Below are 13,619 nucleotides of genomic sequence, written 5' to 3' on the forward strand. Positions count from 1 at the left end.
TCCTCTTTGTTATTTTTGCTGTAAAATTAACTAATATTATAGGTCTAAAATGTGTGGAATATATGTGTTGGAGGAATGACATGGCTAATATTGGTATTACTACAACCGTACCTGTGGAGATTATTTTAGCAGCCGGAAATGTACCAGTAGATTTAAATAATGTATTTATTACTGATAAAGAAGCCAATCGATTAGTAGAAGGAGCCGAAGATGCAGGTTACCCTCGTAATATATGCGGCTGGATTAAAGGTTTATATTCTGTAGTCGTAGAGCGGGGAAATATAGATACAGTACTTGCAGTTACCCAAGGCGATTGCAGTAACACTCATGCCTTAATGGAAACCTTGCAATTGGTAGGTGTAGAGACCATTCCTTTTGCATATCCTTTTGATCGGGATTATGATCTTTTGAAATTGCAGATGGATAAATTAATTACAGCTTTAAAAACGGATTGGGAGCAGGTTATGGCTGTAAAAAAACGTTTAGATGGGGTAAGAAGTAAAATTGCTGAAATGGATCGCCTTACCTGGCAGGGAAATATAGTAAGTGGTTGGGATAACCACTTATTTCAAGTTAGCTGCAGTGATTTTAATGGAAATGTGAATAAATTTGAGCAGGATATTGATCAATTTTTATTAAAAACGAAGTATGCCAATGAATTTACAGAAGATATCCGCTTAGGGTATATTGGTGTTCCACCTATTTTTAATGATCTATATGGTCATTTTGAAAAGATGGGAGCAAGGGTTGTCTTCAATGAAGTGCAGCGGCAGTTTGCCATGCCTTATCAAGTAGAGGATTTAGTGGAACAATATAGACTGTATACCTATCCTTATGGTGTCTTTCAGAGAATTGAAGATATTAAGAGAGAAATTGAAAAACGTAATTTGGATGGTATTGTGCATTATGTCCAAAGTTTCTGTTTCAGGCAGATTGAGGATATGATCTTTAGGGAAAAATTAGATATACCCATACTAACCATCGAAGGAGATAAGCCGGGTAAGTTGGATGCCAGAACGAAGCTTCGAATGGATAGTTTTCTGGAAATGCTGCGATGAGGTGAAAGATATGTTTTGTGGTATCGATTTAGGCAGCCGTAGTGTAAAATTAGTTGTAATGGATCAAGAAGGTGTAAACCGTTCTGAAATCTTTGAAACCGTGCAGTTTTATCGAAACTATGGGCAACCTGGGCAAAATGGACTCGTTGTTGACTTTGCCTCTGTGGGGGTAGGGGAATTTGATAAGGTGGTTGCTACTGGCTATGGGCGTAATACCATCAATATTGTAGGAGCTACTGTCATTGCAGAACTGAAAGCACACGTTATAGGAGCCATGTGGCAGACTGGACTTAATAATTTTACCTTATTGGATTTAGGTGGACAGGATAGTAAAGTCATTAAGGTGCGCAAAGGTAAAATGGTAGATTTTGCGACAAATGATAAATGCGCTGCCAGCACAGGGCGATATTTAGAAAATATGGCAACGGTTCTCGGGATTAGTTTAGCAGAACTTAGCAATTATAAGGAAAACCCTGTAGAGCTGTCTGCAACTTGTGCTATTTTTGGAGAATCTGAGCTTATTGGACGCATTGTGGAAGGTCATAGCGTTCCACAATTAGCAGCTGGTGTTAATTATACGATTTTCAAGAGAATCAAGCCGATGCTCCATTCTCTTGCCAGTGAAGTGATTGTCTTTACGGGAGGTGTGGCTTTAGGAAAGGCCATTGGACAAACCATATCTTCTGAACTTGGAGTAGAGGTTGTTGTACCAAAGTATCCACAACTCAATGGAGCAATCGGCTGTGGGGTTTATTCCTGGGAAAAGAGGGGATAATATGTTCTTGGGGCTTGATATTGGTGGGACATTTACAGATGGTGTAGTAGTAGCAGATGGGAAAATAGTCACGATGGTTAAGACTCCTACGACTAAGGAGAATCTATTGCAATGCATTTTGACGGTAGTAGATAAGATGGTGGAGGATACTGGCAGTAAGGCGTTTGAACGCATTGCACTATCCACAACAATTGTAACCAATGCAATAGTGGAAGGTAATATTGATCAGGTTGGTCTATGTATTATGCCTGGACCAGGGATGAACATAAATGATATTCTGCCAGTTGCGCCTTACATCTTATCTGGTTATATTGACCATCGTGGCCGTGAAATGGCTCAGCCTAATAAAGAGGAAGTGCTGAGTGCTTGTCGTCATTTTTCTTCTTGTGATGTATTTGTTGTTTCTGGGAAATTTGCTGTTCGTAATCCTTGTTTTGAATTAGCAGTGACGGATTGGATACAAGGACAAGTGAGCCCTATGCATATTAGTACAGGAGGAAAAGTTTCAGGTTCGCTTAATTTTTTAAGGCGCACCAATTCGGCTTATTATAATGGGGCTGTATGGCGGCATTTTAATGCTTTTGCTACAGCAGTAGAAGAAGCATTAAAGATGCGTGGGATTTATAGTCCTGTTTTTGTGTTAAAAGCAGACGGAGGAACACTGCCTTTATCAGTAGCCAGAAACTATCCTGTAGAGGCTATTTTTACTGGACCCGCTGCCAGTACCATCGGTATTATGGGCATGAATGGTGATGCCCACGTTTCTGGAATTTCTCTTGATATTGGGGGCACTACTACAGATATTGCATTGTGGCAAAAGGGAAGACCTGTTTTAGCAAAAGAAGGGGCAGCCGTTGCTGGGCATGGAACTGGGGTTCAGGGATTTCGCCTTAAGTCTGTTGGAATCGGCGGTGACAGTTTGGCTTTCTGGGAGAATCATGTATTGAAGGTAGGACCGATGCGCCATGGCCCTGCTATGGCGGCAGGAGGTCCTAAGCCTACTGTGACTGATGCTATGGTAGCGGCAGGATTCATTGATTTTGGCGATCGCGCCTTAGCAGTAAAGGCAATGAAGCTGCTTGCTTTACAAGGGCAAAGCCCAGAAGAGATGGCGAGTCAAGTACTAGATAAGGCAGTGAATGGTATTTGCCAGTCGATAGCCAATTTGTTGGACGAGCAAGCTGCTGAACCTTTATATCATGTAGAAGAAATTATTTTTGAAACAAAATTTGTCTTAGAAAATATAATTGGTGTAGGCGGCGGAGCGGCAGGTCTTGTGCCTCTGGTTGCTAAAAAGCTGGGAATTAGCTATACACTTCCTGAGAATGGGAGGGTTGCTAATGCCTTTGGCGCGGCGGTAGCAAGACCAACTCTTGATATTACTCTTCGTGCTGATACTGCAGAAGGATATTATACCGTTGCGGAATTAGGGATCAAAAATAGACTGCCTCGAGGGAAATTTTCTTTACAAAATGCTTATGAGTTAGCAGAAAAACATTTGGCAGAGTTAGCCCAGAAAAATGGTATTTTTATCGGTGAAACCCAAATCATACAATCAGAGGAATTTAATATGGTTCGTGGCTTTACTACAGTGGGAAAAATTATGACCTGCCGCTTGCAGGTAAAACCTGGTGTGCTGCAGTATGGCAAGGAGGAGTTATGTTGAATGCTCAAAGGTTAGGATTGGTATTTTTTCCAGCTTTTGATTGGGCGATTAGCCCAACTCATCCTGAGCGGGAGGAACGTTTGTTATATACCCGTGATCAGATTGTAGAAGAGGGGCTGCTGGATATGCCAGCGATACGGGAATATAAGCCTAAAATCGCTACAATTCAGGATATTGAAAGAGTGCATGTTGGGGTGCCTGATATAGCATCTTTAATTACCAATGCTCATTTGGTGTCAGCAGGTGGAGCGATTGCAGCTGCTGATGCGGTAATGAAGAAGGAAGTACAGCGGGCTTTTGCTTTAGTACGTCCGCCAGGACATCATGCTATGCGCATTGTTCATGGGACTCGTGGATTTTGTACCATTAACATGGAAGCAATTATGATAGAATATTTACGGAAAACCTATGGTATCGGTAAAGTTGCCATCGTTGATACAGATGTGCATCATGGCGATGGTACCCAAGATGTCTTTTATCATGATCCTAATACCTTATTTATTTCCTTTCATCAGGATGGGCGGACCTTATATCCGGGTACTGGTTTTACCAATGAAATGGGTAGTCCTAATGCTCTTGGTACTACTTTAAACATACCCTTGCCGCCAGGAACGACAGATCGTGGTCTTCATGAAGTACTGGATCATCTGATTATGCCTATTTTGGGAGACTTTAAGCCTGATATTATTATTAATTCTGCCGGGCAGGATAATCATTATAGTGATCCTTTAGCGAATATGGCAATTACAGCACAGGGCTATGCGCGATTGGCCGATACATTAAAGGCGGATATTGCTGTATTGGAAGGCGGATATTCCATTGAAGATGCTTTACCCTATGTAAATGTAGGGATTGTATTAGCCATGGCAGGAATGGATTATAGTAAAGTCATTGAACCTAATATTGCAGATTGCCCCTCTCAAACTTCTTCTGTCACTCACTATATAAAAGATGTAATCAAGGAGCGCCAAGATATGTGGGGGAAAAAAGAGAAGCTGCAGCGTGAAGCAATTATGAAACATGGTGAATTCTGGCAGACAGAGCGCAGTATCTATTATGATGATGAAGGTATTAATGAACTGCAAAAAGAAAGAATACGCTTATGCCCTCATTGCTCTGGATATGTAATAATTGAAACGAAGGCGCGCAGTAGTCTTCATTATAAAACAGCTTATATTGGTATGATTCCTCAGATGGCTTGCCCGGCTTGTCTAAAAGCAGCTTATGATATGGTACATAAAGCAAAGAAACAAGGGAATTATCAGCACTATATGGTGCAAAATAAACAGGAAGATCGGCTGGAAAAATTGTAACAATGTGTATAAAATAGAACTAGTACCTCATCTGCGCTAAAACTATAGATAATTTGAGGTACTATATATTGTAGGAGGAGTCGAATAGATGAACCGACCAGATGGCCGAAAGGCTGATAAAATGCGTCCATTAAAAATCACTCGTAATTATTTAAAATATCCGGAAGGATCGGTGCTGATAGAAGTGGGCAATACGAAAGTAATATGTGCTGCCACAATTGAGGATAAAGTACCACATTTTATGAAGGGCTCAGGTGAAGGATGGATTACTGCTGAATATTCTTTGTTACCTCGCTCTACACAGGTGCGTAATATTCGTGAGTCCGCTAAAGGAAAAATAACAGGAAGGACTCACGAAATTCAGCGGCTAATTGGCAGAGCATTGCGGAGTGTGGTTGACTTAAGAGCCTTAGGGGAAAAAACAATTTGGATTGATTGTGATGTTATACAAGCGGATGGCGGTACTCGGACGGCTGCGATTACAGGATCGTTTGTGGCCCTGGTCGATGCAGTGAATAGTATTTATACCAACCATGAGAAACCTTTCCCTGTAAAAGAGTTCTTAGCAGCGGTTAGTATCGGTGTTGTAAAAGATACGGTGATTGCTGATTTGTGTTATGAAGAGGATTCGGCAGCGATTGTGGATATGAATGTTGTAATGACTGGGAGCGGCCAGTTTGTAGAGGTGCAGGGAACAGGTGAAAAACGTCCTTTTAGTCGACAGGAGCTGAATGAAATGCTGGCTGTTGCAGAAAAGATGGTAGGGGAATTAATTGATTATCAAAAAGATATTCTAGGACCTTTATCGTGGAAAATCGGACGTGAACCATGAAAGAAATAGTGGTAGCGACTACGAATAAAGGGAAAGTTGCCGAGATTGCCTTAGCTTTGGCCAACTTGCCTGTCAAAGTGTTAGATTTAAGTGATTTTGGTGATATTCCTGAGGCTGTGGAAGATGGTGATAGCTTTATGGCAAATGCTCAGCTAAAAGCTAAGCATTATGCCCACCATACGAGAAAGGCCTGCTTAGCAGATGATTCTGGACTAGAAGTGGATGCATTAGGAGGCGCACCAGGCATTTATTCTGCACGCTTTGCAGGGGAGGATGCTAATGATGCTGCAAATAATCAAAAATTGTTAGCCGAATTAACAGGTGTTGTCCCTGAAAAGCGTACGGCTAGATTTCGTTGTGTTTTGGCTCTTGCTGACATTGATGGGACGATCATGACTGCCGATGGAGTAAGAGAAGGAATTATTGGTCAAGACTTGCGTGGTTTAGGCGGCTTTGGGTACGATCCTTTGTTTTATATCCCTGAAATGGAGAAAACCATGGCTGAATGTTCAAAGAATGAAAAAAATGATATTAGCCATAGGGGACAAGCGCTGAAGATTATGACCAAGATACTGGGAGATTATTTAAAATGAAGATAGGGGTCATGAGTGATACCCATGGTGACCAGGCGGCTGTCAGGCAAGGGATAAAAGCAGCAGGTCCTATGGATATGTGGCTGCATGCAGGAGATTATAGCCAAGATGCAAGCTATTTGGCTAAGTTAGTGAATGTTCCTGTATTTGCAGCGAGAGGAAATTGTGATGGACAGGCAACTGCTAAAATTGATGAATTTATAGAAGTGTCTGGTAAGAAAATATGGATAACCCATGGGCATCGTTATGGTGTAAAGCAAGGTGTCAGTCAATTGGTGGAATGGGGCAGGCATTATGAGGTGGACATTGTAATTTATGGACATACTCATATCCCGGATAGCCGCTGGGAAGAAAAATTACTGGTTTTCAATCCGGGCAGTGCTGCTGAACCTCGCTCTGGATATGGTACTTGTGGTATTTTAAACATAGATCATGAAGGGAAAATAACAGGGGAAATTCTTGTTTTTGAGTAAGCAAGTAAGAAGAACATAGTAATGAGGGTCCGATCTACATTTTGTGTAGATCAGACCCTCATTGTTATAAAGAAGAGTGTTTAATTTAATGATTTACTCAATCATAATTTTTAGTATAAGCTACTTGTAATACTTCATCTGGCAATTCATTTTCCCAACGCGCTACGACTACAGCAGCTACGCAGTTACCAATCAAATTGCAAGCTGTACGAGCCATATCAAGGATACGGTCAACTCCAAGGATAATACCAATACCTTCTACTGGCAAACCAAAGGCTGCTGCGGTACCGGCAATAACGATCAAGGAAGCACCAGGCACTGCTGCAATACCTTTTGTTGACATCATTAATGTCACAAGCATAATCAATTGAGTTTCGATTGGGAAGGGGATATTATAAACTTGAGCTATAAAAATAACAGCTAATGCACTATACAATGTGGAACCATCTAAGTTAAATGTGTAACCTGTCGGCAACACGAAGGTTACGATATGCTTTGGAACGCCAAACTGCTCTAATTTTTCCATTGCAATTGGCAATGCTGCTTCGCTGGAGGCAGTGGAGAAAGCAATCAAGATAGGCTCTTTTATAGCTCTTAAGAGCTGGAAGAAATTCATACGGATAATTAGTGAAGCACAGGCTAATAACAAGAAAATAAAAAGTACTAAAGCAAAATATAAGGAACCGATCAGCTTTGCTAAAGGAATCAGCATACCCAAGCCGAATTTGCCTACTGTGTAAGAAATTAGAGCAAAAACACCAATAGGGGCTAATTTCATAACATACCAAGTAAATTTGAACATGATTTCAGCAACGCTGATTGCTAATGTAACGGTTGGTTTGCCCTTTTCTCCCATAGCGGCAGCTGCTACACCGAAGAATGTGGAGAACAGAATGATTTGCAGCATGTCGCCGCGTCCCATGGCATCTACCACGTTGGTAGGTACAATGTTAACGATCATTTGTGTCATATCAATGGTCTTTTTTGCTGCTGCTGCTGCGGAACTCACATCAGCACCTGTTGCGATTGCGACACCTGCACCAGGCTGGAATACATTTGCGACAGCCAGCCCAACGAAGAGAGCCAACGTTGTAGCAACTTCAAACCAAATAATTGATTTTGCGCCTAAACGACCTAGTTTCTTAAAGTCACCAGTACCTGCAATACCCATAATTAATGAACTGAAAATCAATGGTACCACAATCATTTTAATCATACGGATAAACGTATCACCAACAGGCTTTAATGCTTGTCCATAGACTGGAAAGACATAACCGAACACAACACCTAGAATAAGAGCAATAAAAATTTGAGTTGTCAGGCCTATTCCCTTTTTTCCTTTTTCCATAAACGAATCCTCCTATAAATTTTGATTACTTGGAAACACCAAGAGATAAAGTAATCAAGGATATTGCCTTGATTACCTTTACTGCACTGCACAGTAAAGAGAAAATATTTTTAATGATGAAATACTTTCTTCTCCTAGTATAGATTGTAACCATCTGCTAAACTACAGAAAACAACTGAAAAATTATTATGCAATTCAGAATTATATAAGAATAGCTTTTTGGGGAGATGAGGATTATAATATTGTATGTCGAATTTTGCACTTATAATGTTCTGCTAAATGTTCCAATAAAGGAGGGAGTTCTCTGTTATCTACTTTTCTAAAAAAAATGCATGATGTGTTTGGGGGTATACAAGAGTTATTTCATAAGTATAAATCCCTCATCAATACGATATTGCTTGTTTCCTTAACTGGTATCGTATATATTTATCCTTTTGGCAGCTATTTTCGTTTTACCTTAGCGATTGTATTATTAACCGTCTTTTTATTATATTTTGAACAGTTTCCCATTTTAACTGGTACAATCTTGACAGGAGCAGTGATTGTATTTTTTCGTACGACAACGGATTTTCTAATAAGCGGCCATGATTATAAGACTGCTATCATGTATAACTTACCTTCCCTGGCATATTACATATCTTTTGCTGTACTATTTTACTTATTTTCCATTCGAAAGTACAAAGATCACATATTGGTTCTTATTCTCTTGTTGAGTGTGGTTGATATCCTAAGTAATATGGTTGAACTTTTTTGTCGTTCCGAATTAATCGGTGCAAAATTTGCAGTGGTTTTTCCAAGCATTGTAGTCGTGGCTATTGTGCGAGCTAGTTTAGCCTTTGTTGGGTATTATGCGTTAAAGCAATATCAATCTTTTATTCTAGCCAATGATCAGGCAAAGCGCTATATCGAGCAAACTCTTATGGTTGCTAAATTGAAAAGCGAGCTATTTTATTTGGAAAAATCATCTCAGGATATCGAAAATGTTATGGAGAAGGCTTATTGGCTTTATAAGCAATTAAACTCTAAGATACAATTCGATAGTGAACAAGAAAATTTGCCTGCAGAGAATGCTCTTGCAGTTGCAAGGGAAATTCACGAGATAAAGAAAGATTACTATCGAGTCATTACTGGAATTGAAAATATTCTTAGACCCTCAAGCAGGGCTCAGAAGATAAAACTATCAGAAATATTGTTTATCATTGAACAAAATACAATACGGTATTTGAATGTAATTGATAAAAAAATTGATATCACCTATGAGTTAGCGGATGATTTTTTTACAGACAAGCATTATACCTTAGTTTCCATATTAGATAATCTCATTATGAACTCAATTGAGGCCTGTGGTGATGATGGAATTATTAAGGTAATTGAAACTAGTTCCAATGACACTATATATTTTTGTGTGGAAGACAATGGGGTTGGTATTGATGAACAAGAATTTGAGTTGATTTTTAATCCTGGTTATTCTACAAAATTTTCGCCGCGTACTGGTAAAATTTCAACAGGATTAGGCTTGGCCCATGTGAAAAATTACATTGAGCTATTAGGTGGAACCATTCGTGTGGAATCGCAGCCTGATGTATGTACTCGGTTTTTAATCGCGTTACCTCGCTTAGGCGTACTGATTTCTAACAAGGGTGCTGATTTTTCTGTACCTTACTCTTAACGTTATATATTTGGAGTAAACGATTCATAATAAAGTATTTTTATAAGAAAGTGGTGCTAATATGTCGTTACGTTTTGTGATTGTTGATGATGATCTTGTGATTTGTAGAATTCTACAAAAAATTATTGAGCAAAATCAATTAGGTACTGTTGTTGAGCAATGCAATGACGGCTTAAAGGGCGAGAGGATCATTCGGGAATATCAGCCGGACATTGCATTGGTTGATTTATTGCTGCCAGGTCAAGATGGAGTGGAACTCATTGAAAAGGTGTCGGCTGCAGCGGCCAATACTTCGTTTATCATGGTTTCCCAAGCCACGAGCGAACAATTAATTACGAAAGCTTATGAAGCTGGGATTGAGTTTTTTATTCATAAACCCATTAATGTCTTAGAAACGGTATCTGTGATTAATAAAGTGCAGGAACATCGTAAGCTAAAACAGATTATGTCTTTGATGCATCAAACCATTTCCCAATATCCTCATATTCGTCCTGCAGTTGAGGAAGGGGCGAAAAATATGCAAAAGACTCGCATTTACAAAGTTTTCTCTGATCTGGGAATCATTGGAGAGGCAGGCGTAAAAGACATTTATCGAATGGTACAGCTAATCCTGAAGAAAGGTACAGAAAGTAAATCTTATCAATTGTGTGATATTTATCAGCAAATGTCAGAAGGAATGGAGCAGGATGCCAAGGCAATTGAGCAGCGAGTACGTCGTGCTACAACGAAAAGCTTGCACAATCTTGCCAATTTAGGGATTGATGATTATTACAATGAAATCTTTCAGTCCCATAGTTCTTCATTGTTTGATTTTAAAGAAGTACGCCAGGAGATGAATTTTATTCTGGGAAAAAGCCAATACCGAGGAAAGATCAATGTCAAAAAATTCATTGAAGGGTTATTGTTTATTGCAGAAGTCTGATGGTTAAGATGGCAAGTGGGGTACTACAACATAGGAGGTTGTGGTACCCCACGTTATTTATCAGAGGATAGATACAAAATTAGTAGTTTATTGAATATTCTTAATTCTTTAAGTATGTTGCGATTTTTAAAAAGGATTTTGGATAGAGCTATACGAAGTAGCATCTTGATTGTCCTATGACAATTAAATTTTATAAGGGGTGGTATTATGAAGAAACGTATTCTCAGTATTTTTGTAACCCTTTGTCTCTTAGTGGTCTGTTTACAGGTAGTCGCTTTTGCGGCAGAAGCTCCAGAAAAACCTAATGTTGTAATTCTTGCGACAGGAGGAACCATTGCTGGTGCAGGTGTTAGCAGTACTGCAACCGTGGGGTATACAGCTGCTGTTACTGCCGTAGATAAACTTATTTCTAATGTCCCCGAATTGACTAAAGTCGCAAATGTACGCGGAGAACAAGTTTTTCAAATTGCCAGTGAAAGTATAACTATGGAAAATTGGTTAACGCTGGCTAAACGTGTCAATCAACTTCTTGCTCAAGATAATGTAGATGGTATCGTTATTACTCATGGGACAGATACATTAGAAGAAACTGCATATTTTCTTGATCTAGTAGTAAAAAGTGAAAAACCGGTTGTACTTGTTGGCTCAATGCGTCCTGGTACTGCAATGAGCGCTGACGGTCCTCTCAATTTGTATCGTGCTGTTATTCTTGCTGGTACGAAAGAAGCGGCCGGCAAAGGTGTCATGGTAATGCTCAATGACACGATTCATTCGGGGCGTGAAGTAACAAAAACGATCACTGACCGTGTTGATACTTTTCAGGCACCAATCGTCGGTGCGCTAGGTGTATTTACTGGTGATAAACCTGTATTCTATCGTCAATCCTTGCGCAAAAATACGGTGGCGACGGAATTTGATGTCACTAACCTGACGTCATTGCCTCGTGTTGATATTGTGTATCATTATGCCGGCAATGCTGGAACCATGATTGATGCTGCTGTAAATGCTGGTGCAAAAGGGATTGTTCATGCAGGAACTGGTAACGGCAGTATTGGAAAAGCGGAATATCCTGCAGTTGAGAATGCTCTTAAAAATGGTGTGGTTATTGTAAGGAGTGCCAGAGTTGGCAGTGGGATTATCGCTCGTAATGGGGAAGCAAATGATGACAAGTTTGGCTTTATTGCCAGCGATAACCTGAATCCGCAAAAAGCACGCATTTTATTAATGCTGGCTCTGACTAAAACTACTGATGTACATGAAATTCAACAAATGTTCTGGAAATATTAAAGTCATACTGAATTGAATTTGGTATATGCAATGAACCGCAAGGACGAATTACGCTATGTGCCTGCAAACACGATAGTGCCAGAGTCCATGCGGTTCATTAAAAAAAATAGCAGCAGTAGTTTTTTGAATATTTATAATACTTTCTGTATGATGCTATGAGATGGGTTGCATTTTCTCGAAAAATATGACATAATTAATCATGGTTAATAAATTGGATTAATGGATTAAGCCAATTGTGAGGTGCAATCATGATTTTACAGCGAGTAGGTATTCCGATCTATTTGCAAATTAAAACATACATTTTGGACAAAATAAAATCTGGAGAGTATGTATCGGGTGCTAAAATACCTACAGAAAGAGAATTGTCTCTCGAATTAGGCGTGAGCCGCAATACTGTCAGCGCTGCTTACAAAGAACTGTTGCTGGAGGGTGTACTTGAAGCACAGCAAGGGCGTGGAACGTTTGTAAAAACGGTTTCGGATGATGAGGAAGCGAAAGTCGTCGGTGGAAGACGGGAACGATTGGTAAAAATTATTGATGATGCCATGACAAAAGTAGTAGAGTTAGGTTTCACAGTAGATCAATTTGCGGCAATTGCCAGTATCCGGGCCATTGAAAAAAACCAAGCTGTTAAAGAATTGCGAGTGGCTGTTGTCGATTGTGCTTCTGAATACATCCAACGCTTTATTAACCAAATTGGTCAAATTGCCAACGTACGATTTGAAACGGTAATCTTAGCAGAATTAATTGAAGGACGAACTCCCGTTGAATTATTGCAGGCTTGTGACTTAGTTGTTACGACGCTGGGGCATCAAGCAGCAGTTGTTGGCTTACTGGGAAAAGCAAGTAAAGTAATTGGTGTAGCTACCGTTCCAAATCTTGATGCAGTTATTAAATTGGCCCGCTTGCCAGCAAACACGCAAGTGGCAATTGTGGCAAAGAGTGATGCATTTGTATCCAATCTGCAAAATTTACTGGAGAAAACATCAATTAATCATTTGGATTTTACAGTAGTACAATCAAGTGATTTCTCAGAAGTTAATAGGATTATTGCTAATTATAAAGTGATAATTGTCAGTGAAGAACGCGAAATACTTGTGCGTCAAATGGTGAATGAAAGTCAAGAAGTGATTACATTCTATTATGAAATTGATCGCGGTTCATTGAACCAGGTTCTGATGAAATTAGTCAGTCAAGCACTTTAGATAGTAGAAATACTAGATATAGATTTTAATAGCAAAGGAGTAGTTAGGATGGAAAACAATAAGGTAAAAGTGATTTTGGGGGTCATTGGAGCTGACTGTCATGCAGTAGGTAACAAAATTTTAAACTATGCCTTTACTTCCGCAGGATTTGAAGTAGTTAATTTAGGGGTGTTGGTTCCTCAAGAAGAATTTGTAAATGCAGCTATTGAAACGGATGCAAAAGCCATTCTCGTCGCTTCCTTATATGGACACGGGGAAATTGATTGTCGGGGATTGAGAGAACGCTGCCGTGAATCCGGTTTAGGTGATATTTTATTGTATGTTGGCGGAAATTTGGTAGTTGGTAAAACTGATTTTACGGAAGTACACAAAAAATTTATTGAAATGGGTTATGACAGAGTCTATGAGCCAGGTATACTTCCTGATCAAGTGGTCATTGATTTAAAGAATGATTTAGGTTTATAAGGGAGTCTTGATT

The 13,619-nt window shown here is 39.6% G+C and carries 13 protein-coding genes; 12 read left to right on the forward strand and 1 reads right to left on the reverse strand.

What is annotated here, in order from left to right; all coding sequences use genetic code 11:
* Window positions 1-80 precede the first annotated feature (80 nt).
* The 7 genes from JBW_RS07475 (at window position 81) to JBW_RS07505 (ending at window position 6,710) form a co-directional block, all read left to right on the forward strand.
* Complete coding sequence (locus JBW_RS07475) at window positions 81-1,058, forward strand: 2-hydroxyacyl-CoA dehydratase family protein (RefSeq protein WP_007959594.1); 978 nt, start codon at window positions 81-83, stop codon at window positions 1,056-1,058.
* 10 nt (window positions 1,059-1,068) lie between these two features.
* Complete coding sequence (locus tag JBW_RS07480; RefSeq protein ID WP_007959595.1) at window positions 1,069-1,833, forward strand: acyl-CoA dehydratase activase; 765 nt, start codon at window positions 1,069-1,071, stop codon at window positions 1,831-1,833.
* Window positions 1,787-3,499, forward strand: a complete 1,713-nt coding sequence (locus JBW_RS07485) for a hydantoinase/oxoprolinase family protein (RefSeq protein WP_235334163.1) — start codon at window positions 1,787-1,789, stop codon at window positions 3,497-3,499. The genes JBW_RS07480 and JBW_RS07485 overlap by 47 nt, the downstream gene beginning before the upstream one ends.
* The gene (locus JBW_RS07490; RefSeq protein WP_007959606.1) at window positions 3,493-4,812 is read left to right on the forward strand and encodes a histone deacetylase; all 1,320 of its coding nucleotides are present in this window, start codon (window positions 3,493-3,495) and stop codon (window positions 4,810-4,812) included. The genes JBW_RS07485 and JBW_RS07490 overlap by 7 nt, the downstream gene beginning before the upstream one ends.
* A gap of 88 nt (window positions 4,813-4,900) precedes the next feature.
* Entirely contained in the window at window positions 4,901-5,644 is a 744-nt protein-coding gene (gene rph, locus JBW_RS07495) for a ribonuclease PH (protein WP_007959608.1), read from the forward strand.
* Entirely contained in the window at window positions 5,641-6,237 is a 597-nt protein-coding gene (locus JBW_RS07500; RefSeq protein WP_007959610.1) for an XTP/dITP diphosphatase, read from the forward strand. The genes rph and JBW_RS07500 overlap by 4 nt, the downstream gene beginning before the upstream one ends.
* Window positions 6,234-6,710: a metallophosphoesterase gene (locus JBW_RS07505; protein ID WP_007959613.1), complete on the forward strand. Its 477-nt coding sequence runs from the start codon at window positions 6,234-6,236 to the stop codon at window positions 6,708-6,710. The genes JBW_RS07500 and JBW_RS07505 overlap by 4 nt, the downstream gene beginning before the upstream one ends.
* Before the next feature lie 97 nt (window positions 6,711-6,807).
* Here JBW_RS07505 and JBW_RS07510 read toward each other — a convergent pair whose 3' ends face one another.
* Window positions 6,808-8,058 (reverse strand): dicarboxylate/amino acid:cation symporter, encoded by a 1,251-nt coding sequence (locus JBW_RS07510; protein WP_007959615.1) that lies wholly within the window; start codon window positions 8,056-8,058, stop codon window positions 6,808-6,810.
* Window positions 8,059-8,386: 328 nt separating this feature from the next.
* Here JBW_RS07510 and JBW_RS07515 point away from each other — a divergent pair, with 328 nt between their 5' ends.
* The 5 genes from JBW_RS07515 (at window position 8,387) to glmS (ending at window position 13,606) form a co-directional block, all read left to right on the forward strand.
* On the forward strand, window positions 8,387-9,727 hold the full coding sequence (locus JBW_RS07515) for an ATP-binding protein (protein ID WP_007959617.1): 1,341 nt from the start codon (window positions 8,387-8,389) through the stop codon (window positions 9,725-9,727).
* Between the two features lie 61 nt (window positions 9,728-9,788).
* Window positions 9,789-10,649, forward strand: coding sequence for a response regulator (locus JBW_RS07520; protein ID WP_007959619.1), 861 nt, complete (start codon window positions 9,789-9,791; stop codon window positions 10,647-10,649).
* Between the two features lie 207 nt (window positions 10,650-10,856).
* Window positions 10,857-11,936: a type II asparaginase gene (locus tag JBW_RS07525; protein WP_007959621.1), complete on the forward strand. Its 1,080-nt coding sequence runs from the start codon at window positions 10,857-10,859 to the stop codon at window positions 11,934-11,936.
* 248 nt (window positions 11,937-12,184) lie between these two features.
* A complete protein-coding gene (locus tag JBW_RS07530) occupies window positions 12,185-13,141 on the forward strand; it encodes a GntR family transcriptional regulator (RefSeq protein ID WP_007959622.1) in 957 nt (318 codons plus the stop codon).
* A gap of 48 nt (window positions 13,142-13,189) precedes the next feature.
* Entirely contained in the window at window positions 13,190-13,606 is a 417-nt protein-coding gene (gene glmS / locus JBW_RS07535) for a methylaspartate mutase subunit S (RefSeq protein WP_007959623.1), read from the forward strand.
* Window positions 13,607-13,619 lie beyond the last annotated feature (13 nt).

This window comes from Pelosinus fermentans JBW45 (assembly GCF_000271665.2).
GTDB classification, from domain to species: Bacteria; Bacillota; Negativicutes; order DSM-13327; family DSM-13327; genus Pelosinus; species Pelosinus baikalensis.